At 70.5% G+C, this 25543-nt stretch carries 22 protein-coding genes; 14 read left to right on the top strand and 8 right to left on the bottom strand.

Annotated elements, in window-relative coordinates:
• Positions 1 to 28: 28 nt before the first annotated feature.
• The gene (locus AB0J69_RS13765; protein WP_364116630.1) at positions 29 to 1255 is read left to right on the top strand and encodes an ROK family transcriptional regulator; all 1227 of its coding nucleotides are present in this window, start codon (positions 29 to 31) and stop codon (positions 1253 to 1255) included.
• Here AB0J69_RS13765 and AB0J69_RS13760 read toward each other — a convergent pair.
• Positions 1252 to 1938: a FadR/GntR family transcriptional regulator gene (locus tag AB0J69_RS13760; RefSeq protein ID WP_364116628.1), complete on the bottom strand. Its 687-nt coding sequence runs from the start codon at positions 1936 to 1938 to the stop codon at positions 1252 to 1254. The genes AB0J69_RS13765 and AB0J69_RS13760 overlap by 4 nt on opposite strands.
• Positions 1939 to 2122: 184 nt before the next feature.
• On the opposite strand from AB0J69_RS13760, the gene AB0J69_RS13755 reads away from it, so the two are divergent.
• From AB0J69_RS13755 to AB0J69_RS13745, 3 genes are read left to right on the top strand one after another with little or no spacing between them, the layout of a single operon-like run.
• Entirely contained in the window at positions 2123 to 3283 is a 1161-nt protein-coding gene (locus AB0J69_RS13755; RefSeq protein ID WP_364116626.1) for an extracellular solute-binding protein, read from the top strand.
• Positions 3280 to 4155: a sugar ABC transporter permease gene (locus tag AB0J69_RS13750; RefSeq protein ID WP_364116624.1), complete on the top strand. Its 876-nt coding sequence runs from the start codon at positions 3280 to 3282 to the stop codon at positions 4153 to 4155. The genes AB0J69_RS13755 and AB0J69_RS13750 overlap by 4 nt, the downstream gene beginning before the upstream one ends.
• Positions 4152 to 4991: a carbohydrate ABC transporter permease gene (locus AB0J69_RS13745; RefSeq protein WP_364116622.1), complete on the top strand. Its 840-nt coding sequence runs from the start codon at positions 4152 to 4154 to the stop codon at positions 4989 to 4991. Before AB0J69_RS13750 ends, AB0J69_RS13745 begins: the two co-directional genes overlap by 4 nt.
• 13 nt (positions 4992 to 5004) lie before the next feature.
• On the opposite strand, the gene AB0J69_RS13740 is transcribed toward AB0J69_RS13745, so the two are convergent.
• Genes AB0J69_RS13740 through AB0J69_RS13725 form a run of 4 tightly spaced genes read right to left on the bottom strand, consistent with a single transcriptional unit; the run spans position 5005 to position 11013 of the window.
• The gene (locus AB0J69_RS13740) at positions 5005 to 7992 is read right to left on the bottom strand and encodes a glycoside hydrolase family 38 C-terminal domain-containing protein (RefSeq protein WP_364116620.1); all 2988 of its coding nucleotides are present in this window, start codon (positions 7990 to 7992) and stop codon (positions 5005 to 5007) included.
• Positions 7993 to 8022: 30 nt separating this feature from the next.
• On the bottom strand, positions 8023 to 8799 hold the full coding sequence (locus AB0J69_RS13735; RefSeq protein WP_364116618.1) for a carbohydrate ABC transporter permease: 777 nt from the start codon (positions 8797 to 8799) through the stop codon (positions 8023 to 8025).
• Between the two features lie 55 nt (positions 8800 to 8854).
• On the bottom strand, positions 8855 to 9727 hold the full coding sequence (locus AB0J69_RS13730; RefSeq protein WP_364116616.1) for a sugar ABC transporter permease: 873 nt from the start codon (positions 9725 to 9727) through the stop codon (positions 8855 to 8857).
• Positions 9727 to 11013, bottom strand: a complete 1287-nt coding sequence (locus AB0J69_RS13725; protein WP_364116614.1) for an extracellular solute-binding protein — start codon at positions 11011 to 11013, stop codon at positions 9727 to 9729. Before AB0J69_RS13725 ends, AB0J69_RS13730 begins: the two co-directional genes overlap by 1 nt.
• 94 nt (positions 11014 to 11107) lie before the next feature.
• On the opposite strand from AB0J69_RS13725, the gene AB0J69_RS13720 reads away from it, so the two are divergent.
• From AB0J69_RS13720 to AB0J69_RS13695, 6 genes are all read left to right on the top strand, one after another.
• On the top strand, positions 11108 to 12148 hold the full coding sequence (locus tag AB0J69_RS13720) for a LacI family DNA-binding transcriptional regulator (protein WP_364116612.1): 1041 nt from the start codon (positions 11108 to 11110) through the stop codon (positions 12146 to 12148).
• 10 nt (positions 12149 to 12158) lie between these two features.
• Positions 12159 to 13379 (top strand): glycosyl hydrolase, encoded by a 1221-nt coding sequence (locus AB0J69_RS13715; protein ID WP_364116610.1) that lies wholly within the window; start codon positions 12159 to 12161, stop codon positions 13377 to 13379.
• Between the two features lie 23 nt (positions 13380 to 13402).
• Complete coding sequence (locus tag AB0J69_RS13710; RefSeq protein ID WP_364116608.1) at positions 13403 to 15361, top strand: glycoside hydrolase; 1959 nt, start codon at positions 13403 to 13405, stop codon at positions 15359 to 15361.
• Between the two features lie 110 nt (positions 15362 to 15471).
• Positions 15472 to 16077 (top strand): VOC family protein, encoded by a 606-nt coding sequence (locus tag AB0J69_RS13705; RefSeq protein WP_364116606.1) that lies wholly within the window; start codon positions 15472 to 15474, stop codon positions 16075 to 16077.
• A gap of 161 nt (positions 16078 to 16238) precedes the next feature.
• On the top strand, positions 16239 to 16889 hold the full coding sequence (locus AB0J69_RS13700; RefSeq protein WP_364116604.1) for a DUF4386 domain-containing protein: 651 nt from the start codon (positions 16239 to 16241) through the stop codon (positions 16887 to 16889).
• Positions 16890 to 17008: 119 nt separating this feature from the next.
• Complete coding sequence (locus tag AB0J69_RS13695; RefSeq protein ID WP_364116602.1) at positions 17009 to 17692, top strand: hypothetical protein; 684 nt, start codon at positions 17009 to 17011, stop codon at positions 17690 to 17692.
• Between the two features lie 68 nt (positions 17693 to 17760).
• On the opposite strand, the gene AB0J69_RS13690 is transcribed toward AB0J69_RS13695, so the two are convergent.
• Together AB0J69_RS13690 and AB0J69_RS13685 are read right to left on the bottom strand one after the other, a co-directional pair.
• Positions 17761 to 18576 carry a maleylpyruvate isomerase family mycothiol-dependent enzyme gene (locus AB0J69_RS13690; RefSeq protein WP_364116600.1) on the bottom strand — a complete coding sequence of 272 codons (816 nt, stop codon included), beginning with the start codon at positions 18574 to 18576 and terminating at the stop codon, positions 17761 to 17763.
• 128 nt (positions 18577 to 18704) lie between these two features.
• Positions 18705 to 20318: an endo-1,4-beta-xylanase gene (locus AB0J69_RS13685; protein ID WP_364116598.1), complete on the bottom strand. Its 1614-nt coding sequence runs from the start codon at positions 20316 to 20318 to the stop codon at positions 18705 to 18707.
• A gap of 307 nt (positions 20319 to 20625) precedes the next feature.
• On the opposite strand from AB0J69_RS13685, the gene AB0J69_RS13680 reads away from it, so the two are divergent.
• The 4 genes from AB0J69_RS13680 (at position 20626) to AB0J69_RS13665 (ending at position 24778) form a co-directional block, all read left to right on the top strand.
• Positions 20626 to 22287 (top strand): class I adenylate-forming enzyme family protein, encoded by a 1662-nt coding sequence (locus tag AB0J69_RS13680; RefSeq protein WP_364116597.1) that lies wholly within the window; start codon positions 20626 to 20628, stop codon positions 22285 to 22287.
• A 301-nt stretch (positions 22288 to 22588) separates the two neighbouring features.
• Positions 22589 to 22996 carry a hypothetical protein gene (locus AB0J69_RS13675; RefSeq protein WP_364116595.1) on the top strand — a complete coding sequence of 136 codons (408 nt, stop codon included), beginning with the start codon at positions 22589 to 22591 and terminating at the stop codon, positions 22994 to 22996.
• Positions 22997 to 23029: 33 nt separating this feature from the next.
• A complete protein-coding gene (locus AB0J69_RS13670; RefSeq protein WP_364116593.1) occupies positions 23030 to 23380 on the top strand; it encodes a nuclear transport factor 2 family protein in 351 nt (116 codons plus the stop codon).
• A 111-nt stretch (positions 23381 to 23491) separates the two neighbouring features.
• Entirely contained in the window at positions 23492 to 24778 is a 1287-nt protein-coding gene (locus tag AB0J69_RS13665) for an MFS transporter (RefSeq protein WP_364116591.1), read from the top strand.
• Here the strand turns inward: AB0J69_RS13665 and AB0J69_RS13660 are convergent, their stop codons facing one another.
• Positions 24779 to 25522 (bottom strand): metallophosphoesterase family protein, encoded by a 744-nt coding sequence (locus tag AB0J69_RS13660; protein ID WP_364116589.1) that lies wholly within the window; start codon positions 25520 to 25522, stop codon positions 24779 to 24781. It abuts the gene before it with no gap.
• Between the last annotated feature and the right edge of the window lie 21 nt (positions 25523 to 25543).

Here is a 25543-nt window from a genome sequence, read left to right as displayed (position 1 = left end):
GTCAACACTCTGTGGTGACATTGCTCACATGCAGCAGGGCACGAACCTGCCCAAGGTCGGTAGCTACAACCGAGCCGTGGTCCTGGAGGCGATCCAGGCGTCGGACGGCATCAGCCGGGTGCAGATCGCCGCCGTGACCGGGCTCACCGCCCAGACCGTGTCCGTGATCGTGCGCAGGTTGCTGGAGGAGGGCCTGGTCGTCGAGGACGGCTCCGCGCCCTCGAGCGGCGGCAAGCCGCGCACGATCCTGCGCGTCGAGGCCCGCGCCGGATACGCGGTGGGCGTGCACTTCGACCCGCAGGAGCTCTCGTTCGTGCTGGCCGACCTGGCGGGCCGGCCGGTCGCCCGGCTGCACCAGCCGGTACGCCCGGGGGCCCGGCCCGACACGGTGATCCGCCAGATGGCCAGGGCGTCCCGCAGGATCCTGCGCGAGGCCGGGGTGCCGGACGGGAAGGTGCTCGGCGTGGGGCTGGCCTGCCCGGGGCCCTTCGACGGGGAAGGGGTGATGGTCTCGCCGCCCCGGCTGCCGGGGTGGGACCGGGTGCCGATCGAGGGGCTGCTGCGGGAGTACACCCGCTTCCCGGTGACCGTGGACAACGACGCCACGGCGGCCGCGATCGGCGAGCGGTGGGCCGGGATCGCCCGCTCCACGCCCAGCTTCGCCTACCTCTACCTCGGGACCGGGATCGGCGGCGGGCTCTTCCTGGACAACCAGGTCTACCGGGGCAGGTCGCTGAACGCCGCCGAGTTCGGGCACATCACGGTGGAGCCCGACGGGCCCGAGTGCTACTGCGGCAACCGGGGGTGCGTGGAGGCCGTGTGCTGCCCGAGCGCCATCGAGGCGGCCATGCGGGCGTCCGGGGCCGGCGGCCGCTCCGACCATGCCGATCATGCCGACCATGCCGACCACGCCGCCATCTGCGCGGCGGCCGCGGCCGGGGAGCCGCAGGCGCGCCGGGTGATCGAGCGGGTGGCGGGCCGGCTGGCCGACGCCGCCGTGAGCCTGGTGAACATGCTGGACATCGACCTGCTCGTGCTCGGCGGGCCCGCGCTCAGGGAGGTCGGGGAGATCTACCGTGCGGTGATCGCGCGGGCCGTGTCGAGCCGGACGCTGGCCAGGCGGCTGCACGCGGTCCGGGTGGAGACCTCGCCGATCGCGGCCGACGCCGCGGCGATCGGTGCGGCCTCGCTGGTCTTCCACGCCACGTACGCGCCCCGCCTGGGCACGCTGCTGAGCGGCCAGATGCGGGGCTAGAGGCCCGCCTCGTCCCGCTCCGCCTGCGCCAGCAGGTCCCGCATGGCCGCCTCGGCCGCGTCCGGGTCGCCGTCGCGTACGGCGTCCAGCACCGCCCGATGGGTCACGGCGAACCCGGGGCGCTCGCCGGTCGAGTGCACCAGCCGGTCCCGGGCCGACAGCGCGGCCGCGATCACCACCTCCAGGCACTCCAGCAGCTCGTTGCGCGAGGCGGCCAGCAGCACCCGGTGGAAGACCACGTCCGCCTCGGTGTGCGCCGCCGGGTCGGCCGCCGTGGCCCCCATCTGCTCGAACGCCGCCTCCAGCGCCGCCACGTCCGCCTCCGTACGCCGGGAGGCCGCCAGCCGCGCCCCCGCCGGCTCCACCACGGCCCGCACCTCGGCCAGGTCGCGCAACATGTCGGAGTCACCCCGCTGCTCGAAGCGCCAGCGCAGCACGTCGGGGTCGAGCAGCGACCAGTCGCCCCGCGGCCGCACGAACGTGCCGCGCTTCGGCCGGGCGTCCACCAGTCCCTTGGCCGCCAGGGTCTTGAGCGCCTCCCTGACCACGGTATGGCTGACGTGGTAGCGGCGGCCGAGCTCGACGGGGTCGAGAGGGCCGGTGGCCTCGGGATCCCCGCTCACGATCCGGCGGCCGAGATCTTCGACGACCTCACCGTGCATGCCTCGCCTTGGATAGCTCATGCGGCGTCTCCCCTTCCATCCGTCTTCCGATGGTGATAAATCGTATTTTATGAAAATTCGGCCACATCGTCTGAGGGCCCCCCTCCTCGGCTTGGCCGCGGTGGTGATGTTGCTACTCAGCGCCTGCGGAAGCGGAGCCGGGCCACAGCCCGTCCGGCTGACCTTCTGGGCATGGGTCCCTGGCATGGACAAGGCGGTGGACCTGTTCAACCGGACCCACAAGGACGTCCAGGTCACGCTGGACAACATCCCGCCCGGAAACAGGGGCGGATATGGCAAGATGCACGCCGCTGTCATGTCCGGTGACGCGCCCTGCCTGGCTCAGATGGAGTTCCAGGAGTTGCCATCCTTCCTGCTGAACAGCGAGCTCGTTGACCTGCGGCCCTACCTCACACAGGCCGACCGGGCGGACTTCCAGCAGGGCACCTGGGATCTGGTGACATTCGAAGGCGGCACCTACGCGGTGCCGCAGGCGACCGGACCCATGGCGCTCTACTACCGGGAGGACTTGCTGAAGAAGTGGGACATCAAGGTTCCCACGACCTGGCAGGAGTATCGCGAAGCGGCCATCAAGATCCGCGAGGCCGACCCGAACGCGTACATCACGACCTTCGCCGCCAACGACGCCGCGCCCTTCATCAGCCTGGCCTGGCAGGCCGGCACTCCTTGGATCAACGCCCAGGACGACATCTGGCACGCCGAGCTGACCAGCCCGGCCTCCACCAAGGTCGCCCAGTTCTGGCAGGACATGATCAAGGACGACCTGGTGAAGGTGGCGCCGCAGTTCACGCCGAGCTGGTACAAGGACCTGAACACCGGAGGCGTGGTGGCGGTCCCCGTCGCCCAGTGGGCCGAGGCGATCATGGAGGCCAACGCCCCCGAGTCGGCGGGCAAGTGGCGGGCCGCGCCGCTGCCGCAGTGGGAGGCGGGCGGCAAGGCGTCGGCCAGCTACGGCGGGTCTGCCACCGCGCTGCTGCGCGGCTGCGACCACCCCGAGGAGGCGGTGGAGTTCGCGCTGTGGATCAACCGTGACCCGGGCAGTGTCGAGATGCTGATCAAGAGCGGCTACGGCTGGCCCGCGGCCATCTCCGGCATGTCGAACCCGCAGCTCACCAAGCCGTCGGCGTTCCTCGGCGGGCAGCGGACGGCCCAGCTCTTCACCGACTCCGCCAACCAGGTGCCGAAGGGCTGGGTCTGGTGGCCCACCTTCGACGACACGGTGAAGATCCTCAGCGACCGCTTCGAGGAGGCGCTCGGCGGCCGGATCACGCTGGTGGACGCGCTGAAGGCGGCCGAGACGCGGACCGTGGAGCAGATCAGGACGAAGGGGCTGAGGGCCGAATGAGCAAGCGTGCGGCGGCGGCCTTCCTGGCCCCGTTCCTGGTCCTGTTCGCGGCGTTCTTCGTGGCGCCGATCGGCTACGCGCTGGTGCAGAGCCTCACCCGGGTGGAGCGCTCCGGGCTGCTCGGCCTGCACGGGACCACCACCCGCTTCGCCGGGCTGGCCAACTACGGCACCGCGCTGTCGGACGCCGACTACATCGGCAGCATCGGCCGCATCCTGCTGTTCGCCCTGGTCATGGTGCCGGTGATGGTGGTGCTGGCCACCGTGCTGGCGCTGATGCTGGAGGCCGGGATGACGCGGTGGCCGCGCTTCTTCCGCACCTCGTTCTTCCTGCCGTACGGCATCCCGGGCGTGATCGCCTCGATCATGTGGGGCTTCCTGTACGCCCCGGGCACCTCGCCGTTCACGCCGGTGTTCACCGCGATGGGCGCCGAGGTCGATCTGCTGGGGCCGGGGACGGTGTTCTGGTCGATCATGAACGTGGTGCTGTGGCAGTTCGTGGGCTACAACATGCTGATCGTGGTGGCCCAGCTCCAGTCCATCCCGCAGGTGCTCTACGAGGCCGCCAGGATGGACGGGGCGAGCCGGTGGACGATCGCGCGCAACGTGCAGCTGCCGCTGATCCGGCCGGCGCTCGTGCTGATCACCGTGTTCACGATCATCGGGTCGTTGCAGCTGTTCAACGAGCCCCTGGTGATGCAGCCGTTGTCGAGCGGGATCTCCAGCACGTACACGCCGACGCTGACGGCGTACAAGGAGGCGTTCAACAGCAACAACCTGAGCCTGGCCGCGGCCGAGTCGATCATCCTGGCGCTGGTGATCTCCGTGCTGTCGTTCGGGTTCCTGCGGCTCGTGCAGAGGGGACGCCGATGAGAACCACCATCAGGACGCGCCGGCTGGTCACGGTCCTGCTGGCCGTGCTGGCCGGGTACTTCCTCCTGCCGCTCTACTGGCTGGTCATCGCGGCCACCAAGAACACCGGCGACCTGATCAACTCCTCTCCCCTGTGGTTCGCGAGCCCGCAGCTGTTCAGCAACCTCGCCGAGCTCGTGTCGTTCGGGGACGGGATCTTCTGGCGATGGATCCTCAACTCCGTGGTCTACGCCGGGGTGGGCGCGATCGGGGCCACGTTCATCTCGGCGTGCGCCGGGTACGCGCTGGCCAAGTGCGAGTTCCGGGGCCGGGAGGCGCTGTTCGACGTGATCCTGGCCGGGGTGCTGCTGCCGATGACGGCCCTGGGCCTGCCGTTGTTCCTGCTGATGTCGAAGCTGGGGCTGGCCAACACCTACTGGGCGGTCCTGCTGCCCAGCCTGGTGAGCCCGTTCGGGGTCTACCTGTCGCGGGTGTACGCCGCCACCGTGCCCGACGACGTGCTGGACGCGGCCCGCTCCGACGGCGCCGGCGAGTGGCGCATCTTCCTGAAGATCGTGCTGCGCATCATGTCGCCGGCCCTGGTGACGATCTTCCTGTTCCAGTTCGTGGCCATCTGGAACAACTATTTCCTGCCGCTGGTCATGCTCTCCGACAACCAGCTCTACCCGATCACGCTGGGGCTGACGAGCTGGCAGGGCTTCGCCGACCGCCAGCCGATCCTGCAGACGCTGACCGTGGTGGGCGCGCTGGTGTCGGTGATCCCGCTGATCGTGCTGTCCGGCGCGCTGCAGCGGTTCTGGCGCGCCGGACTCACGGAGGGGAGCGTGCGCGAGTAGCCCCCGAGGGTGATCAGGCGCGCTTCATCCGCAGCGTGACCAGCTCGAACGGCCGCAGCGTCACGGGGATGCCGTCCCCCGGGCGCTGCGGCTCGCCCGTGGGCCGCTCCAGCAGGTCGGTGGTGACGACCTCCGCCACGGAGAAGCCGGCCCGCAGGGTGGCCCGGGCCCGGCCGCCCCTGGACTCGTAGCACCGTACGATCACGTCGCCGCTCCTGTCGTCGGCCAGCTTGACCGCGCTCACCACCACGGCGTCGTCGTCCACCGCGACCAGCGGCTCGACCACCTCGGCGGCGCCGGACCCGGCGCGCACGGGCTGGTTGACGAAGTAACCCTCGCGGACCGCGTCGCCGATGGACGCGTTCGGCACCAGCCCGTGCCGGAAGCGGTGCACGCCCTGGTCGGTCTCCGGGTCGGGGAAGCGCGGGGCGCGCAGCAGCGAGGCGCGCAGCGTGGTGGTCGTGCCGGTCCCGTCCACGTCGCGGGTGACGTCGTGGCCGTAGGTGGAGTCGGTCACCAGCGCCGCTCCCCAGCCGGGCTCCTCCACGTGTACGAAGCGGTGGTTGCACGCCTCGAACTTGGCCGCCTCCCAGCTCGTGTTGGTGTGCGTGGGGCGGAAGACGTGGCCGTACTGGCTCTCGGAGGCGTACCGGTCGGCGCGTACGTCCAGCGGGAAGGCCAGCTTGAGGATCTTCTCCGTCTCGTGCCAGTCCACCTCCGTCTCGATGTCCAGCCGCCCCTCGTCGAGGGTGATCCACTGGGTCACCGTCGAGGAGCCGAACGAGCGCCTGACCTCCACGCGCCCCCCGTCGCCGGCCACCCGGTCGGCCTCGGTGAGGTCGGTGACCGTGTTGCGGTAGAACGCGTCCACGTCCCAGGCGTCCCACTTGTTGGGGAAGTCGGGGTGCAGCTGCAGCAGGTTGGCCGCCCGGCCCGGCGCGACCGCCTCCCTGCCCGTCTCCAGGTCCCGGAGCGAGACGACCAGCCCGCGGGCGTCGATCTCCGCCCTGAGCAGCGGTCCCTCCAGCACGTAGCCGCCGCCCTCCCGCTCGGTGCACGTCGCCGGCCGCACGCGGGCGGACGCGGCGCCGCCGGCCGGGACACCGAGGCGGGCGTGCGGGGAGCCGTTGAAGCACAGGCCGGTGGTCTGGCCCGCCAGCGCGCTCTGGGCGTCGCCGATGATCGCGTTCAGCTCCTCCGCCACCAGCTCGTACGTCCTCCGCGCCTCCCGGTGCACCCACGCGATCGACGAGCCGGGCAGGATGTCGTGGAACTGGTGCAGCAGCACCGTCTTCCAGATCCGGTCCAGCCGCTCGTACGGATAGTCCATGCCCGCGCGCACCGCCGCCGTCGCCGACCACAGCTCGGCCTCCCGCAGCAACGCCTCGCTGCGCCGGTTGCCCTGCTTGGTCTTGGCCTGGCTGGTCAGCGTGCCCCGGTGCAGCTCCAGGTAGAGCTCCCCCACCCACACCGGCGGGTGCGGGTATTCGGCCTCGGCCTTGGCGAAGAACTCGGCCGGCGTCTCCCACGCGACCTTGGGCGAGCCCTCCAGGTCGCGGACCCGGGCCGCCTTGGCCACCATCTCCCGCGTCGTGCCGCCGCCCCCGTCGCCCCATCCCGTCGGGGCCAGCGAGTGCCGCGCCACGCCCTTGTCCTTGAAGTTGCGCGCCGCGTGCGCCAGCTCGCGCCCCTGCATCGAGCAGTTGTAGGTGTCCACCGGCGGGAAGTGCGTGAAGATCCGCGTGCCGTCGATGCCCTCCCACAGGAACGTGTGGTGCGGGAACCTGTTGGTCTGGCTCCACGAGATCTTCTGCGTGAGCAGCCGCTTCGCCCCGGCGGCCTTGATGATCTGCGGCAGCCCGGCCGCGAAGCCGAACGTGTCCGGCAGCCACACCTCCTCGTTGTCCACGCCGAACTCGTCGATGAAGAACCTCTTGCCGTGCACGAACTGGCGGGCCATGGCCTCCGAGCCGGGCATGTTCGTGTCGGACTCCACCCACATGCCGCCCGCGGGCACGAACCTGCCGGCCGCCACCGCCTTGGTCACCTTCGCCCACACCTCGGGCCGGTGCTCCTTGACCCACGCCCACTGCTGGGCCTGCGACATCGCGAACACGAAGTCCGGCTCGTCCTCCAGCAGGGCGGTCATGTTCGAGGTGGTGCGGGCCACCTTGCGCACGGTCTCGCGCAGCGGCCACAACCAGGCCGAGTCGATGTGCGCGTGCCCGACCGCGCTGATCCGGTGCGCCGAGGGCACGGCCGGGGACGACAGCACCCCGGTCAGCTCGGCCCGGGCGGCCGCCGCCGTGCCGCCCACGTCCTGGAGGTCGACCGCGTCCAGCGCCCGCTCCAGGGCCCGCAGCAGCTCCCAGCGGCGGGCGCCGTCCACGGGCAGCTCCAGCATCAGCTCGCCGAGCACCTCCAGGTCCATCACCAGCTCCCACACCGTCTGGTCGAAGACGGCCAGGTCCATGCGGGCCAGCCGGTACAGCGGGTCGGTGCCGGCCGTCTCCTTGTCGCCCATCCGGGTCGGCCGGAAGGGGTGATAGTCGAGGATGACCGGGTTGGAGGCGGCCTCGACGTGCAGGCGCACCCGCTCGCCGCCCTCGGCGGGGGAGCCCACGCGGACCCACTGGTTGCGCGGGTTGAGGCCCTTCACCGGCGTGCCGTCGGGCCGGTAGACCAGGCCCTCGCACTGGAAGCCCGGCATGTTCTCGTCGAAGCCGAGGTCCAGGATCGCCTCGACGATCCGGCCGCTCCACTCCATGGGGACGGTGCCGGTGACGGTGAACCAGCTGGTGCCCCACGGCACGCCCCACGCCTGGCCCACCGCGATCGGCCCGGGCTCCGCGGCCAGGCCCTCCGCCACCGGCACGGGCTCGCCGGGCGCGTGCCAGACGGCCACCTCCAGCGGAACGGACTCGGGGTAGATCGCCGGGCGGATCCGCTCGTCCAGGACGCGCTTCAGGCGGGCTTCGACCAGGTCGCGGTCGTCATGCATCAGGTGAGCTCCTCAGCAGATGGTGATTTATCAGCCTTTGATGGCGCCTTCCTCCACGCCCTTGAAGAAGAAGCGCTGGAGCGCGGCGAACACGATCACGATCGGCAGGAACGAGATCATCGTCCCGGCCGCGATCAGCCGCGGGTTCGCGCTGAAGGTGCCGTTGAGGTACTGCAGGCCGACGGTGAGCGTGTAGTTGTCGGGATCGGTCAGGACGATCAGCGGCCAGAGGAAGTCGTCCCAGGCACCGATGAAGGCGAAGATCGTGACCACGCTGAGCATGCCGCGGACGTTCGGCAGGCCGATGTGCCGCAGCCGCTGCCACGTCGTCGCCCCGTCGATGATCGCGGCTTCGTCCATCTCCGGAGGAATCGCCTGGAACGCGGTACGCATCAACAGCACGTTAAGCATCCCGATGGCCCCCGGCAACGCCACGCCCAGCAGGGTGTCGGCCAGGCCCAGCGACCGGACAGTGACGTACTGGGAGACGATCGTCACCTCGCCCGGCAGCACCAGCGTCGCCAGGAACAGCCCGAGCAGCAGTTTCGCGCCCCTGAAGCGGAGCTTGGCCAGGGCGAACCCGGCGGCCGTGGCGCCCGCCGCGTTGCCCGCGACCACGATGGCGGCCACGATCAGCGAGTTGACCGCGTACGACCAGACGGGGATGGTCTCGGCGACCTCGGCGTAGTTCGACAGCGTCGGCCGGCTGGGCAGGAGGCCCGGCGTGCCGGTGTAGATGTCCTCCTGGAGGCTCTTGAGCGAGGTGGACAGCTGCCACAGGAACGGCGAGACGGTGATGGCCAGCACGAGCAGGAGCAGGACGTACCTCAGGGCCCGCTCGCGCGCGGTGACTCTGTTGATGTCAGGCCGCCTTCCTGTTGAGCCGCAGCAGCGCGAGCATCGGGCCGATCGTGACGGCCAGCAGCACCAGGCTGAGCGCGGAGGCGTAGCCGAGGTGACCGGTGAAGCCGCGGCTGTAGAGCTGGATGAGCATCACCAGCGACATGTCCCGGCCGCCGGGGCCGCCGGTGCCGTTCGAGAGCACGTACAGCTCCGAGAACACGCGCAGCGCCGAGACCGACACCAGCACCGAGACCAGCAGCATCGTGTTGCGCACGCCGGGCACGGTGACGCTCAGGAAGCGGCGCACCGGGCCCGCGCCGTCCACGGCGGCGGCCTCGTGCAGCTCGCGCCGGACGTTCCCGAGCGCCGACAGATAGATGATCATGTAGTAGCCGAGGCCCTTCCAGACGGTCAGGCTGATCGCGCTGAACAGCAGCAGCCACCGGTCGGTCAGGAACGGCACCGGCCCGCTCACCCAGCCCAGCCACTGCGCGAAGCCGTTCACCAGCCCCCGGTCGTCCAGCAGCCAGCCCCAGATCAGCGCCACCACCACGGCCGAGGCCACCACCGGCGTGTAGAAGGCGGTGCGGAAGAACGTGATGCCGGGCAGCTTCTTCTCCACCAGGATCGCGATCAGCAGCGGCAGCACCGTCAGCAGCGGCAGGCAGACCAGCATGAACACGATGCTGTTGACCAGCGCGTCCACGAGCTGGTCGTCGTCCAGCACGCGCCGGAAGTTCGCCAGGCCGGTGAAGTGGCCGCCGCCGAGCGGCTTGGCGTCGGTGAACGCCAGCACCACCGTGTTGATCGACGGCCACACCGAGAACATGAACAGCCAGACCGCGGCGGGAGCCACCAGCACCCACGGCGTGAACCAGCGATGGTGGCGCATCAGTTCTTCAGCAGCTCGTCGCACTTGGCCACGGCGGCGTCCAGCGCCTCCTTCGAGGTGACGTCACCGCTGATGGCCAGCGCGAACTGCTGCCTGACGAGCTTCTTCATCGCCTCGGTGACCTGGACCGGCTCCAGCACCTTCGCCCTGGCCAGCGACTCGAACGCGATCACCTTGGCGTCGCCGGAGCTGGTCCCGTCGCTCTTGCTGAAGAACGGGTCGTTCGCCGAGGACTTCGTGCTGGGGAAGATGTTGACCAGGTGGGCGAAGGCGGCCTGGTTCTCCGCGCTGGTCACCCAGCGGGCCAGGGCGAGCGCGGCGGGGGCGTTCTTCGTCTGCTTCGGGATCGACAGGCCCTGGACGTACAGCGGCGGGGTGCCCATCGCGGGCGACGGGACGACCTTGGGCGCGAGCGTCGGGTTGTCGGTGGCCAGGCTCGTGATGTAGTTGCCCCCGCCGGTCGTCCAGGCGACCGTGCCCTCGTTGAACAGCTTGGCGTTGCCCGCGTAGGTGTCGGTGAGCACGTCGCGGGGCAGCAGGCCCTCCTTGAACGCGTCCCGGTACCGGTCGAGCAGGGCGACCGCCTCCGGGGTGTTGAAGGTGAACCGGGCGCCGTCGGGGGACATGATGGGCACGCCCGCGTTGGTCAGGTCGCCCAGCTCGGGGCGGCGGCTCATCAGGTAGACCTTGCCGCCGGACCTCTCCTTCATGGTCCTGGCCTGGGTGATGAGCTCGTCCAGGGTGGCCGGGGGCTTCTCCGGGTCGAGGCCGTGCTTGGTGAGCAGCTCGGTGTTCCAGTAGTTGACGTCGGTGTTGAGGTACCAGGGGTAGCCGAAGGTGCCCTGGACGCCGGGGTAGGCGTAGGCGGCGAGGGCGCCGGGGACGTACTCGGTGGCCAGCGCCGGGTCGGCCTGGGCGACGTCGAGCAGGAGGCCCTGCCTGATGAGCGGCACCGCGAAGTCCGGCGGCAGGTTGACGACGTCGGGCAGCGTGCCGCCGGCCGCCTGGGTGAGGACCTTGTCCGAGTAGCCCTCGGCGGGCTGGTCGAGCCACGCGACCTCGGTGCCCGGGTACTTCTTCTCGAAGCCGTCGATGACGCCCTGCACGTACTCGGTGAACTTCGGCTTGAGCGCCCACGTCTGCAGGCTCACCTTGCCCTTCACCTGGCCGCCCGCGCTCGCGACCGGCGCGGCCGCCCCGGGCCCCGTGGCGGAGTCCGGGCCGCCGAGCCCGCATCCCGCCATCGTGGCGACCACCACGGCCAGTCCTGCCCAGTACTTTCGCATGGCGCTCTCCTTCGGCACTAAACCGCTCTAGTTGCGGGACTATTCACCGGGCTAGACTCCGCTGTCAATAGGGGCCTCGGAGAAGGAGCACGCGTTGGGCCGACCGACGATCGCCGACATCGCGCAGCGGGTCGGGGTGTCCAAGGGCGCGGTGTCGTTCGCGCTCAACGGGCGGCCCGGCGTCAGCGAGGCGACCAGGGCCCGCATCCTCGAGGTGGCCAGGGAGATGAACTGGCGCCCGCACAGCGCCGCCAGGGCGCTCGGCGGCGCCAGGGCGGAGGCGGTCGGGCTGGTGATCGCCCGCCCGGCCAGCACGCTGGGCGTGGAGCCGTTCTTCGCCCAGCTCCTGTCGGGCCTGCAGGCCCGGCTGTCGGAGCAGCAGGTGGCGATGCACCTGCTGGTCGTGGAGGACTCCGCGGCCGAGATCGAGGTCTACCGGGAGTGGACCTCGGCCCACCGGGTGGACGGGTTCATCCTGGTCGACCCCAAGGTCCGCGACCCGCGCTTCGCGGCGCTGGAGGAGCTGGACGTGCCGGCCGTCGTGCTCGGCGGGCCCGGCGGGCACGGCTCGCTGGCCAGCGTCTGGGCCGACGACCGGGAGGCCATGCTGTCGGTCGTCGACTACCTGGCCGCGCTCGGGCACCGGCGGATCGCGCACGTCGCGGGGCTGCCGGGGTTGCGGCACACGCAGCGGCGCATGCGCGCGCTGCGCGACTCCGTCAAGCGGCTCGGCCTGGTGGACGCCGTGTCCGTGCCGACCGACTTCAGCGACGCCGAGGGCGCCGCGGCGACCAGGACGCTCCTGTCCCGGGGCCGCCGGCCGACCGCGATCGTGTACGACAGCGACGTGATGGCCCTGGCCGGCCTGGGCGTGGCGATGGAGATGGGCGTGCGCGTGCCGGACGAGCTGTCCGTCGTGGCCTTCGACGACTCCGTGCTGACCCGGGTCACGCACCCGAGCATCACCTCGCTGTCGCGGGACACGTTCGCGCTCGGCGGGCAGGTGGCCGAGCTCATGCTCGAGGTGATCGCCGATCCGGCGGCCAGGCGCGACGTGAAGACCGCCACCCCCCGGCTGGTCGTCCGGCGGAGCACCGCGCCGCCGGCTCTTGGCAAGGACACTAAAGCGGTTTAGAGTCCAGCCCGTGCCCCATCCTCCCGCGCGGCCCCGCTTCGGGGCCAACCACGTCCCCTCCGCCGGCTGGTTCTACGGCTGGCTCGACGACCCCGCCGAGACCGCCCGCCGCGACTTCGAGGACCTGGCCGGGATCGGGCTCGACCACGTGCGGATCTTCCCGGTCTGGCCCTGGATCCAGCCCAACCGCACGCTGATCAGGCGGCGGGGCGTGGCCGACCTGCTCGCCGTGATCGACGCCGCCGCCGAGTTCGGCCTGTCGGTGGCGGTGGACCTGCTGCAGGGCCACCTGTCGAGCTTCGACTTCCTGCCGTCGTGGGTCCTCACCTGGCACCGGCGCGGCGTGTTCACCGATCCGGAGGTGCGCGCGGGCCTGGTCACGTACGTGGACACGCTCACCCGCGCCGTCGCCACCCGCGACAACGTGTTCGCGGTGACCCTGGGCAACGAGGTCAACAACCTCTACCCGGCCAGCCCCGCCACCCCAGGTGCGGCCCGGGAGTGGGCCGCCGAGCTGCTCGGCGTCGCCCGCGCCGCCGCCCCCGGCCTGCTCACCCTGCACTCCCTTTACGACGCCACCTGGTACGACCCCGAGCACCCCTTCCACCCGGCCGACAACGTCGACCTCGGCGACCTGACGACCGTGCACTCGTGGGTGTTCAACGGCGTCTCTGCCCTCGACGGCCCGCTCGGCCCCGCCACCGTCACCCACGCCGACTACCTGGTTGAGCTGGCCGCCGCCACCTCGCCCGACCCGGCCCGCCCGGTCTGGCTCCAGGAGGTCGGCGCACCCCGGCCCGACGTGCCCGAGGCCGACGCCCCCGAGTTCGTCCGCCGCCTGCTGGACGCGGTCACCCCCAACCCGGCCCTGTGGGGCGTCACCTGGTGGTGCTCCCACGACCTCGACCGGTCGCTGGCCGACTTCCCCGAGCGCGAGTACGACCTCGGCTTGTTCACCGCGGACCACCGGATCAAGCCCGCAGCCAGGGAGCTCGCCGCCGCCGCCGGCCGCCCGCACGCCCCCGCCCGGCACCGGCCGGCGCTGGTGTGCGAGGTGGACCTCAGGTCCGAGCCGGAGCGCCGCGCCGAGGTCGCGCCCGGCAGCGCCTTCCACGCCGAGTGGGTGCGGCTGCGCGAGTCCGGCCCGCTCGCCATCGTGACCGCCGCCCGCGCCGGCGACCCCGCCCACCTCGCCGCGAGGGGGATCGACGCCGTACTCGACCGGCTATGACCCGGCCATGACAAGGAGCTCAGATGGGACGACGCAGCCTGTTACCGGCGATCTGCGCCATCACCGCCCTGACGACCGTCCCCCAGACCGCCGAAGCCGCCACCGGTGACCAGCCCTACGCCTCCTACTGGTACCCGGACTCGATCCTCACCTGGGACCCCGCCACCGACCCCGACGCCAGGTTCAACCGCTCCCGAGTCCCGCTGCGCCCCCGCGTCCAGGACCCCGCGCTGAAGGCCAACGCCGGCGCCCGCGCGGGTGAGGCCCGCGTCGCCTCCCTGGTGTCGTTCGCCCCCACCTCCGGCAACCCGTCCCAGGGCTCCCCCGACGCGAACTACTACGCCTTCGCCCACTGGCAGTACGTCGACACGCTCGTCTTCTGGGGCGGCTCGGCCGGCGAGGGCCTGATCCTGGCCCCGAACCCCACGGTCATCGACGCCGCCCACCGCAACGGCGTCAAGGTGTACGGCACCGTCTTCTTCCCGCCCACCGTCTACGGCGGCCAGATCCAGTGGGTCCGCGACTTCGTCCAGAAGGACGGCTCGGCCTATCCGGTGGCCGACAAGCTGGTCGAGGTCGCCCGCCACTACGGCTTCGACGGCTGGTTCATCAACCAGGAGACGGCCGGCGGCGACGCCGCGCTGGCCACCGAGCTGCGCTCGCTGATCAAGTACGCCCGCGGCCAGGGCCCGGTCGAGTTCATGTGGTACGACGCCATGACCGAGTCCGGCTCGATCACCTGGCAGGACGCGCTCACCCCGGACAACGACGCCTTCCTCGCCGACCCCGCGCGCGTCTCCGACTCGATGTTCCTGGACTTCGGCTGGACCGCGGCCAAGCTGGCCTCCTCGCGCGACCTGGCCAGGTCGCTCGGCCGGGACGAGCACGAGCTGTACGCCGGCATCGACACCGAGGCGCGGGGCTACGACACCCCCGTCCCCTGGGACGCCGTGTTCCCCGCCGGGAGTCCACACCTCGCCTCGCTCGGCATCTACCGGCCCGAATGGACCTGGAAGTCGTCGTCGGGCCCGGCGGACTTCCGTACCAGGGACTCCCGCTTCTGGGTGGGCGCCAACACCGACCCGTCGGACACCTCGACCGCCTCGCCGTGGAAGGGCCTGGCCGCCTACGTGGCCGAGTCGTCGCCGGTCACCGCCAAGCCGTTCGTGACCGGGTTCAACCTGGGGCACGGGGAGTTCTACAACGTGGGCGGGACGCGGGTGAGCACCGGCGGGTGGAACAACCTGTCGCTGCAGGACGTGCCGCCCACGTACCAGTGGCTGGTCTCGTCCGGCGGCACGAAGCTGACGCCCTCGATCGACTTCGGCGACGCGTACGAGGGCGGCTCGTCCCTACGCCTCACCGGCCGCCTCGACGCGGTCAACACCGTCCGCCTCTACCAGTCACGCCTGCCCGTGGCCGCCGACACGAAGCTGTCGGTCGTGGTCAAGACCCCCGCGGCCGGCGCCACGAACCTCAAGGTGGCCCTGTCGTTCACCGGCGCCCCCACGACGTTCACCACCTTCGACCTCGGCCGCACCTCGGGCACCGGCTGGGAGCGCAAGACGTTCGACCTGTCGGCCCACGCCGGCCGGACGATCGCCCAGATCGCCCTGCGCACGACGGGCCGCAAGGAGGCGTACGACCTCCGCATCGGCCGGCTCGCCGTCTACGACGGCGCGATCGACGTGCCGCCCGCGCCACGCGACCTCACGATCCTCGGGTCCACGGACGTCTCCCCGTCCCGCAAGTCCCTCCGCGTGGCCTGGACCGGCTCGCCCGGCGTACACCACTACGACCTCTACCGCCGCAACCCCGACGGCACCCGCACCCACCTGGGCGCCACCCCGAACGACGCCTACTACGTCGGCCGCCTCGACCGCGCGGGCACGGAGCCGAGCACGACGATCGAGGTGCAGGCGGTCTCGCCCGAGTACGGCCACTCCCCCGCCACCACGACCACCGTCACCTGGACTCCCTGACCCGCCGAGCCCCGGCGCCTGGCCCGGAGGACCCCAGCCACGACCTGCGGCCGACCGCCGTCACGAAGCAGTGGCTTAACGGAGATAGTTGAAAGGCATACGGTTGACCCATGGCTGCGACCCCGGAAACGGTGCACTGGCGCGGCGTGCACCATCTCGCCCTGGTGACCTCGGACATGGACGCCACCGTGCGCTTCTGGCACGGCGTGCTCGACGCCCGCCTCGTCACCACCCTTGCCCTGCCCGCCTTCAAGCACTACTTCTTCGAGGTGGGCACGGGCAACACCGTCGCCTTCTTCGAGTACACCGACCAGCAACTCGACAGCTTCGCCAAGCCCGCCGGCGTGCCGTACGCGAAGGCGGCGCAGTTCGACCACCTGTCCCTGCACCTGCCTGACGAGGACGCGCTCATCCGGCTGCGCGACCGGCTCAAGGCGCACGGCTGCGAGGTGACCGACGTCATCGACCACGGCTTCCTGCGCTCCATCTACTTCAGCGACCCCAACGGCATCGCGATGGAGGCGTCCTGGTGGACGGTCGACCCGACCGGCCGGCCGGTGGACTACGCCGACGAGCGCCTGTTCGCCGACCCCGACCCCGTACCCGCCGTCCGTGAGCTGCGCGACGAGGGCCGGCTGCGCCACACGGTCGCCACCCGCCTGGTGGACGGCATCATCGAGGACCTCCGACGCGAGGGGATCACCCTGGAACCCTGACCCCTGACTCCCCTTCACTCCGGCCGCCGGTCGACCCTGCTCGGCGATGTAAAAGATTCTAGACATCACGTCAACGATTCATTACATTGGCGAATGTCAAAGATTTTATACATCGCCGATGCGCGGCGACCTGGCGCGCCGGCCGTCCCGCAGGGGAGAGCATGACCACGTCCCGCACCACGCCTCACCACATCCGGACGGCCGCCCTGGTGGCGGGCCTCTCGCTGCTGGCCCTGGCCGTCCTGGCGGCGCTGGCCAACTTCGGCGTCCTGGAACGCCTCGTCACGCCCGGCGACGCCGCCAGGACGGCCGCGGACATCCGCGCCGCCGAGGGCCTGTTCCGCTCCGGCGTGGCCGGCCTGCTCCTGGTCGCCGTCCTCGACGTGGTCGCGGCCTGGGCGCTCCTGGCCTTCTTCCGACCCGCCCACGAGGGCATCGCCACCCTCGCCGCCTGGCTCAGAGCGGTGTACGCAGGCGTGTTCGCCGTCGCCATCGCCCAGCTCGCCGGAGTCCCCGGGGCTGATCCGGCTCAGGCGTTAGCGAAGATCGACGCCTTCCACGACATCTGGCAGGCCGGACTCCTCCTCTTCGGCGTCCACCTGGCCCTGCTGGGCCACCTGGCCTACCGCTCGGGCTACGCGCCGCGGCTGCTGGGCGTCCTGCTGGTGATCGCGGGCCTCGGCTACCTCGCCGACAGCCTCGGCGTGATCCTCGTCCCGGGCTTCGCACCCACGGCATCCATGTTCACCTTCGTGGGCGAGGCTCTGCTCATGCTCTGGCTTCTCATAAAAGGCAGAAACGTCACCACATAGCCGAAGAAGAAGATTCACGGCCACCGATCAGAAGAGCGCAACGCCTGCTCGCGAGCAGTGAACCGGAGTGGGGCTGCAGCGCGGCCTTCGGAGGATCTTTCCGGCTCTTCAGCCGGGCCTTGGCGCGTCCGCTCGACAGTGGGCGGATCCTGCTGGCCGGCCGCCAGGCGGCTTTCGACCGGTGGAAGAGCAAACTCGCCAACAGACCGGACGATCTCGAGATGGCCCGCTGGCTGGAGTGCGACCGCAAGGCGCTGATGGAGCAGGCGATGGGCCTCTACCGGCTGAGGCGGCAGGACGTCCTCGCCCACGCCTTCATCGAGGCGCCCGCCACACCCTCCTACGACAGGGCGCGCATCAAGAACGGGCCATGGCGCTATTCGAAGTACAAGATCCTGCTTTTCCTGCTCACCAAGGACGGCGTGCGGCAGTACACCGTGCACCTCGACTTCCAGAAGGCCATCTTCCGCAGCCGGGCACGCACCAACTACCGCTACGACGCGTTCACCTCCGTCCAGGTGGCCCAGACCGACAACGGAGAGAACGTCTTCGAGCTGACGCTGACCAACGGCGACCCGATCAAGGTCAAGGTGACCGATCCACCCACAGATGTCACCAAGCATGAGGACGAAACCCCGCTGGGCGCGTCGCAGAGGACCCTCGACACGGCGGGACTCGACAACGCCCTGCACGTCCTGGAGGGGGTCGCCGCGGAGGGCAAGGAGTGGATCACCTTCGAACGCCAGCGTGAGAAAGTCCCCCTCGCGGAGGTGAGCAAGGCGGTGAACGCCATCTTCGCCTGACGGACCATGACGCGGCTCGGTGACCTGCCGGCCCGCACACCAGCAGGTCACCGAGCCCCAGGCCGGCGCTAGATCCGGAAGAACAGGTTCAGGTACCGGTCGGCGATCGCCAGATCGCCCCGCACCGTCCCCGCGTTGCTCCGCCCGAACGTCGTCAGCACCATGCTTCCCGCGTCGAACTCGATCACGGCCGGCAGCCCGTCGAGACCGCCCGGGGCGTACGTCATCCCGCCCGGCCCCACCGAGACGTGGAAGTCACCCCCGTTGACGCCGCCCACCCGGATCCCGAGCTCGAACGGCGTCAGGTCCGCACCCTGCCGGATCGTCGACTGCCACAGCACGAACATGAACGGCACGAGCAGGTCGGCCGCCTCCCCCGAGAGCCCGTGCGCCCGGCCGGTGCCCTGCCGGATGTCCCACGAGTGCACGGCATAGTCCATGAGCTGCCCGGCCGCGTAGAAGTACGCGGGCAGCGGCCCCATGTAGAAGTGCGGGACGGCCAGCCCGTCCCATTCGTCCTCGCCGAGGTCGCGCAGGATCGCCTGCATCCGGGCGAAGTCCGTCCTGAGCCGGTCGAGCAGCTCCTTCTGCGGGATCCCGCGCAGCGCCACGGCCTGCTCGTTGACCCGGGTCCCCATCCCGGTCAGCCCGTACGCCGTGCCGAGGTCGCCCCCGCCCCGGGCGGCGTCGAAGGCCGCGAAGTACCCCTCCGTCGTGTCCACGATGTGCGCGACCACGTCACGCGTCGTCCAGCCCGTGCAGGCGGTCGGAGCCTCCCAGGCCTCCTCGGGCTCGGCCAGCGCGAACAGCCGCTCGGCCTCGTCCTGGACGACCCGCAGGATGGTTTCCTTCCCCGCGTACGAGGTGGCATCCCATTCGTTCATGCCGTTCACCTCCTACGGCGAACGACAGACCTCAACGGTTTAAAAGTCAATATTCCCATTGGAGAGAATCCCCTGGGACGGGACCGGGTGCCGGGCGGGCAGGCGGGCAGGTCCCAGGGGATCCCCGCTCATGCGCAGGTGTAGCCGGAGGGCGTCTGCGTGTTGCCGCTCGAGCGGCTGACCTGGAACCCGAAGCTGGTGCTGGCGTTCGGCGCCAGGTTGCCGTTGTAGCCGGCGCTCCTGGCGGTCACGGTCTGACCGCTGACGGTCAGGGTGGCGTTCCACGACCCGGCCAGGGTGTGGCCGGCGGGGAGGGTGAAGGTGACGGTCCAGCCGGTCATGGCCGAGGTGCCGGTGTTGGTGACGGTCACGGGCTGGACGACGTACCCGTTGTTCCACTGGGTCTGCACGGTGCCCGCCGCGGTGCAGCCGCCACCGCCGGGCCCCTCAGTGGTCGTGAACGTGGCCAGTGGCGAGTTTGCCGACAGGTTCCCGGCCCCGTCGCGCGCCCGCACGTACACCTGGTACTGGGTGTTCGGGGTCAGCCCGGTCAGCGTGATCGAGTTGGTCGTGCTCTGGCCGAGCTGCGTGTCCGTCGTGCCCTGCTCGCGGTAGACGTTGTATCCGGCCAGCCCGCTGCCGCCGGAGTCGGTCGAGGCGGTCCAGGTCAGCGTGGCGGAGTTGGAGGTGACGTTGCCGGAGGTCGGCGTGCCGGGCGTGGTCGGCGGGGTGGGGTCGGTGGTGGTGCCGCCCGCCAGCGCGTCGTGCACGGCGGTGTACGAGGGCTTCTGCTGGTAGTTCTCGTTGTAGATCAGCGCGGCGCCCTCACCGGGGAAGGTGTCCGGCACCCAGGAGTACCGGTCGGTGAAGCCCCAGATCGTCACCCCGGCGCAGGCGGTGACGGCGTTGCAGGCGTTGATGACGTTGCGGTAGTAGGTGGCCTGGGTGGCGTCCTTGGTGGCGTCCCTGGGCGTCTGCATGCGTACGTCGAGCTCGGTGATCCGCACCTGGACGCCGAGGTCGGCGAAGCGCTGGAGGTTCTGCTGCAGGTCGTTCGGGAAGCCGTACTGGATGGACAGGTGGCCCTGGAAGCCCACGCAGTCCACCGGCACGCCCTGCTGGCGCAGCGACGAGACCAGGTTGTACATCGCGGTGCTCTTGGCGTTGATGCCCTCGACGTTGTAGTCGTTGATGCACAGCCGGGCGTTGGAGTCGGCGGCGCGGGCGGCGCGGAAGGCGTCGGCGATGAAGCTCTGGCCGAGCGTGTTGTACCAGAACGACGAGCGCATGCCGCCGTTGTCGTTGAACACCTCGTTCACGACGTCCCACGAGACCACGGCCGGGTTGTTCGCGTAGCGGCCGACGACCTGGCTGATGTGGTTCTGCATGGCCGTGCGCATCGCGGTGGCGCTGAGGTTCTGCACCCAGCCCGGCGTCTGGTTGTGCCACACCAGCGTGTGGCCGTGGACCTGCTGGTCGTTCTGGGTGGCGAAGTTGACGATGGCGTCGGCGCCGGAGAAGTTGAACTGGCCCTGGTTGGGCTGGGTGGAATCCCACTTCATCGCGTTCTCGGCGGTCACCTGGTTGAACTCGGTGGCCGCGATGTTGCGGTAGGAGGTCTCATTGGACAGCGGGCTGGTGGCGAGCGCCGCACCGATGAACTTGCCCCGCGCGGCGGCGTGCGTGCGCAGGGACGCGGACGCTTCTGCCGAGACGGCGGGCAGGAGGAAGGTTGCGAGCATCCCCACCAACGTGAGGGCTCTGAGGAGCGAGGACGAATGCACGGACATCTACCTCCGGAGGCAGGCACTCGATTCCGAAAGTTTTCGGCCCCGATAGGACCGCATCGCAGACGGTATTGACATGCTCGTGCACGGTCAATGGCGACCTCACAACAGTGCTAAAGCAGCAGTTGGCAGGCAGAAACTATCGGCGGTCAGATGAAACTTTCACAGACCACCCACCTGCACGCGGGTCTCTAGCGCGACGTACCTACCGGTCGGTACTGTGATTTATCCGGAATAATCGTCCACTGCGGGAGTTCTGCGCATGTCTCTTTCGCACGCCCAGGTCCAGGCCCAGCTCACCGGCCCCGGCCAGTTGTTCGAGATAGAGGAGATCGGCGACACCGGCGTACGAACATGGAAGCACGCACCCGCCCACTTCCGTGCCCTGCTGGAGACCAGCTGGTTCCACGGCGACCAGGTCTTCCTGGTGTACGAGGACGAGCACATCACGTTCAAGGACCACTTCGCCCGCGCCGCCACCCTCGCCAACCGCCTGGTCGACGAGTACGGCGTGACCAAGGGCGACCGCGTGGCCATCGCCATGCGCAACTACCCGGAATGGGTCGTCTCCTTCTCGGCGGTGCTGGCGGCGGGGGCCATCGCCGTGCCGCTGAACGCCTGGTGGACGGAGGCCGAGCTGGCCTACGGCGTGCGCGACTCGGGCGCCAAGGTGCTGATCGCGGACGGTGAGCGCGCGGTCAGGCTGGCCTCGACGGGCGTGCCCATGATCGTCACCAGGGGCGCGGCCCCGGCCGGGGCGCGCGCCTTCGACGAGGTGATGGGCGAGATCCCGGCCGACCCGAAGCTCCCCGAGGTCGAGCTGTCCCCCGAGGACCCGGCCACGATCTTCTACACCTCGGGCACGACCGGCAACCCCAAGGGTGCCCTGGGCAGTCACCGCAACCTCGGCCAGTCCCCCATGACGGTCGCCTACGGGCTCATGCGCGCGACCGCCATGGCCGGCAAGGACCTCTCGGCGGCGGCCGGGACCCGCCGGATCACGCTCCTGACCGTCCCGCTCTTCCACGTCACCGGCTGCTTCTCGGCCATGACGACCACGATGTTCAGCGGCGGCGGCCTGGTGCTGATGTACAAGTGGGACCCCGAGCAGGCCCTGCGGCTGATCGAGCGGGAGCGGGTCAGCGCGATGATCGGCGTGCCGACCAACGCCTGGCAGCTCATGTCCCATCCCGACTTCGGCAAGTACGACCTGTCGTCCCTGACCACCCTCGGCTACGGCGGCGCCCCGGCCCCGCCCAAGCTGCTGGAGCGCATCACCGAGAACCTCCCCAACCGCGCCCCCTCCAACGGCTACGGCATGACCGAGACGACCGCCCTGGCCATCGGCAACGGTGGCGCCGACTACCAGGCCAAGCCCGACAGCATCGGCGTGCCCTCGGCCGTGGTCGACGTGCGCGTGGTGGACCCGATGGGCACCGAGCTGCCGCCCGGCGAGGTCGGCGAGCTGTGCGTACGCGGCCCGAACGTCATCCTCGGCTACTGGAACAAGCCGGAGGCCACCGCGCAGACGTTCGTCGGCGGCTGGCTGCACACCGGCGACCTGGCCAAGATCGACGAAGAGGGCTTCGTCTACATCGTGGACCGGGCCAAGGACATGGTCATCCGGGGCGGCGAGAACGTCTACTGCGCCGAGGTGGAGGCCGCGCTGTTCGAGCACCCGGCGGTCGACGACGCCGCGGTGATCGGCGTGCCGCACGACGAGCTGGGCGAGGAGGTCGGGGCGGTCATCCGCCTCGCCCCCGGCCAGTCGGTCACCACCGAGGAGCTGCAGGCGTTCCTGGCGGACCGGATCGCCAAGTTCAAGATCCCGGTGCACGTCTGGTTCCGGGATGGCGAGCTGCCCCGCAACCCCGGCGGCAAGATCCTCAAGACGCACCTGCGCCGGGAGGTCCTGGGCACCTGACGTGCTCCTCCCCCTCACCTGACGTGCTCGTCCCGCTCGCCGCCGCCGTGTCCGTCACCGGCGGCGGCGGCGAGCCGGTACGGCGGCCCGTTTGGAGGCCCGTCACGCGGCGAGCCGGACCGGCGCCCGTCACGCGCGGAGAGCCGATGACGCCCACCGTGTGACGCCCTTCACAAACCCCGCGTTCCCCCAGGTGGCAACGGGAATCGCGGTCCCTCATTACCTGGCGCGTAATCGCGGCCCCTACCCCCGGCCTGACATCTTTCAGGTGTTCGCACCGAGGCCGACCAAGGAGCCCGAGATGACCGCCCTGACCGTTACCACCGACCGGACGAAGTTCCTGCGCCTCTCGCTGGCCGCCGACGCCGTCATAACCGGCGGCAACGGGCTGATCTACCTCGCCTTCGCCGGCCCCGTGAGCACCCTGCTCGGCCCCGGCACGGGCCTGCTGCGCGGGATCGGCGTCTTCCTGCTCGTGTACGGCGCCGCGGTCGGATTCCTGGCGAGCCGCCGGCAGATCAGCGCCGGCGGCACCAAGGCCGTGATCGCCCTGAACATCATCTGGACCCTGGGCAGCGTCGCCGCCGTCGTCACCGGAGCCGCGGACTTCACCACGGTCGGCGCCATCTGGGCCATCGCCCAGGCCCTGGTGGTGGCCGGCTTCGCCGAGCTGCAGATCACCGGCCTGCGCAAGAGCCGCGCCAAGTAACCCGCCGAACCACGTACCAAGAAGGAAAGCACCATGAACCTCATCGACCGCTACGTCGCCTGCTGGAACCAGACCGACCCCGAGGCCCGCGCCAAGGCCGTGGCCGAGCTGTGGACCGAGGACGCCACCTACACCGACCCCCTCGCGGACGTCGCCGGCCACGCCGGGATCGCCGCCGTGATCGAGGGCGCGCAGGGCATGTTCCCCGGCCTGGTCTTCGCCCCCGGCGAGGTGTACGACGCCCACCACCACACCGCCCGCTTCACCTGGCACCTGGGCCCGGCGGGCGGGGAGCCGGTCGCGGTCGGGTTCGACGTGGTGGAGCTGGCCGAGGACGGCAGGATCCGCAAGGCCCTCGGCTTCCTGGACAAGGTCCCGTCCTGACCTTCCCGCAGGCGGCCCCCGGAACGGATTCCGGGGGCCGCTTTCGTGCGCGGGAAATGATTTGCCCCAGACACCACGTCTGTCGGACAATTTTCACTCGTGCTGCCTGGAGTGAGACGCCTTCTTCGTCACCTTTCGCTGGATCTGAGCCCGCTGCGCGATTCGCGCGACTACCGGTTGCTCTTCGGGTCCGGGGTCATCACCATGTTCGGCACGATGATCTCCATGGTCGCGGTGCCGTATCAGATGAAGGAGCTGACGGACTCCTACCTGGCGGTCGGCCTGGTGAGCCTGGCGGAGTTCGTGCCGATGGTGGTGTGCGGGCTGTGGGGCGGCGCCATCGCCGACGCGCTCGACCGCCGGAAGATCATCTTTCTGAGCGAGCTGGGCCTCACGGTGACCTCCGCGGCTCTGATGATCAACGCGATGCTGCCCGAGCCGCAGATCTGGGTCCTGTACGTGATGGGCGCCCTCGCCACCGGCATCGGCTCCCTGCAACGGCCGAGCCTGGAGGCGGTGATCCAGCAGGTCGTCAAGCACGAGCAGCAGAGCGCCGCCGCGGTGCTGTCGAGCCTGCGCTGGAACTTCGGCGCCATCGTGGCCCCGGCCCTGGGAGGCCTGATGCTGACGGCGTGGGGCACGGCGTCCGCGTACGCCCTGGACACGCTGACCTTCGTGCTGTCGCTCGCGCTGCTGTGGCGGGTCAGGTCGATCCCGCCCGCCGCGGACGCCGCACCCGCGTCGATCAGCTCGCTGGTCGAGGGCGTGCGGTACGCGGTGGGCCGCAGCGACCTGATGGGCACGTACCTGGTGGACATCGCCGCGATGGTGTTCGCCATGGCGACGGCGCTGTATCCCTTCCTGGCCGACGAGCTGCGGGCGCCGGAGGCGCTCGGGCTGCTCTATTCGGCCGCCGCGGTCGGCGCCCTGATCGCCTCCATCACCGGCCGCTGGACAGCGCGGGTGCAGCGCCAGGGCCTCGGCGTGATCGTCGCGGCCGCGCTCTGGGGCGTGGCGGTGGCCCTGACCGCCCTGGCCCCGAACGTCTGGCTGGTCTTCGTCTGCATCGCGCTCGCGGGCGCCGCCGACATGGTCAGCGGCATCTTCCGCATGACGATGTGGAACCAGACGATCCCGCCGGAGCTGCGCGGCCGCCTGGCCGGCATCGAGCTCCTCTCCTACGCCAGCGGCCCCATGCTGGGCAACGCCCGGGCCGGCCTCATGGCCGTCGTCGGCGGCACCCGCTATTCGCTCGGCGCGGGCGGCCTGCTGTGCGTGGGCGCCGTCCTCGCGCTGGCCGCCGCCTTGCCGAAGTTCCGCCGGTACGACGCCAGGACCAGCGAGCACGCCCTGGCCGAGAAGGCCCGCCGGGAGGCGGGGGCCAAGGCCACCATCTGATCACCGCCGGTTCTCGGCCTTGGCGAACGCCGTGAGCGCGTCGGCGTCGGAATAGACGTTGCTCACGTATTCATCCACCCACTCCTCGATCCCCTCGAACCCGCTCTCGGCGACCAGCCGCTCCCCCACCTCACGGGCGTCGAGCGGGGTGCACCGCAACGTCACCGCCCCGCTCTCCCCATCCAGCAACGCCCAGTGCGCCCCATACCGCCCATAGGGCATCCCCACGGACCCGGGATTCACCACCAGCACCCGGTCGGCCAGCCGCACGAACGGCATGTGCGTGTTCCCCACCACCACGGTGTCGGCACTCTCCCCCGCCAGCACCTCGCCCCACCGCTCCAGCGAGCTGTCGACGAGGATCATCTCCTCGTCACTGCGCGGCGTGGCATGCACGAACAACGTCTCGCCCAGCCGCCCCAGCTCCAGCACCTGCCGCTCCGGCAGCCCCGCCAGCAGCGCGACCTGATCCTCCCGCAACCGCCCGGCGGCCCACTGGGACGACGGATGGGGGCTCACCTTCCCTCCGGCCACCTCCACCAGCTCCCGATCGGCGTTCCCGCTCAACCACGCCACCCGCTCCCCCAGCGAGACCAGCAGGTCGACCGTCTCCACCGGCATCGGCCCCGCGGCCACGTCACCGGTGAGCACGATCAGATCGGCGGCGCCCACCTCGGGCTCGGCCAGCACCGCTTCGAGCGCGGGCAACACACCATGGACATCGGACAGCACGGCGACTCGCATACCCTCACCCTGCCGCGAGCC

Source organism: Nonomuraea sp. NPDC049709, from assembly GCF_040674815.1.
In the GTDB taxonomy this organism is placed as follows: Bacteria; Actinomycetota; Actinomycetes; order Streptosporangiales; family Streptosporangiaceae; genus Nonomuraea.
Note: the sequence above shows the minus strand (reverse complement) of the source record. Positions and strands in the feature narration are given on the sequence as shown.

Excerpts from the sequence above, each read along its gene's own strand:
- AB0J69_RS13705 (WP_364116606.1), top strand. The coding sequence starts at position 15,472 with ATGGCTGCGACCCCGGAAACGGTGCACTGGCGCGGCGTGCACCATCTC.
- AB0J69_RS13740 (WP_364116620.1), bottom strand. The coding sequence starts at position 7,992 with ATGCATGACGACCGCGACCTGGTCGAAGCCCGCCTGAAGCGCGTCCTG.
- AB0J69_RS13750 (WP_364116624.1), top strand. The coding sequence starts at position 3,280 with ATGAGCAAGCGTGCGGCGGCGGCCTTCCTGGCCCCGTTCCTGGTCCTG.
- AB0J69_RS13690 (WP_364116600.1), bottom strand. The coding sequence starts at position 18,576 with ATGAACGAATGGGATGCCACCTCGTACGCGGGGAAGGAAACCATCCTG.
- AB0J69_RS13685 (WP_364116598.1), bottom strand. The coding sequence starts at position 20,318 with ATGCTCGCAACCTTCCTCCTGCCCGCCGTCTCGGCAGAAGCGTCCGCG.
- AB0J69_RS13710 (WP_364116608.1), top strand. The coding sequence starts at position 13,403 with ATGGGACGACGCAGCCTGTTACCGGCGATCTGCGCCATCACCGCCCTG.
- AB0J69_RS13725 (WP_364116614.1), bottom strand. The coding sequence starts at position 11,013 with ATGCGAAAGTACTGGGCAGGACTGGCCGTGGTGGTCGCCACGATGGCG.
- AB0J69_RS13755 (WP_364116626.1), top strand. The coding sequence starts at position 2,123 with ATGGACAAGGCGGTGGACCTGTTCAACCGGACCCACAAGGACGTCCAG.
- AB0J69_RS13675 (WP_364116595.1), top strand. The coding sequence starts at position 22,589 with ATGACCGCCCTGACCGTTACCACCGACCGGACGAAGTTCCTGCGCCTC.
- AB0J69_RS13730 (WP_364116616.1), bottom strand. The coding sequence starts at position 9,727 with ATGCGCCACCATCGCTGGTTCACGCCGTGGGTGCTGGTGGCTCCCGCC.
- AB0J69_RS13700 (WP_364116604.1), top strand. The coding sequence starts at position 16,239 with ATGACCACGTCCCGCACCACGCCTCACCACATCCGGACGGCCGCCCTG.
- AB0J69_RS13760 (WP_364116628.1), bottom strand. The coding sequence starts at position 1,938 with ATGAGCTATCCAAGGCGAGGCATGCACGGTGAGGTCGTCGAAGATCTC.
- AB0J69_RS13660 (WP_364116589.1), bottom strand. The coding sequence starts at position 25,522 with ATGCGAGTCGCCGTGCTGTCCGATGTCCATGGTGTGTTGCCCGCGCTC.
- AB0J69_RS13745 (WP_364116622.1), top strand. The coding sequence starts at position 4,152 with ATGAGAACCACCATCAGGACGCGCCGGCTGGTCACGGTCCTGCTGGCC.
- AB0J69_RS13680 (WP_364116597.1), top strand. The coding sequence starts at position 20,626 with ATGTCTCTTTCGCACGCCCAGGTCCAGGCCCAGCTCACCGGCCCCGGC.
- AB0J69_RS13765 (WP_364116630.1), top strand. The coding sequence starts at position 29 with ATGCAGCAGGGCACGAACCTGCCCAAGGTCGGTAGCTACAACCGAGCC.
- AB0J69_RS13670 (WP_364116593.1), top strand. The coding sequence starts at position 23,030 with ATGAACCTCATCGACCGCTACGTCGCCTGCTGGAACCAGACCGACCCC.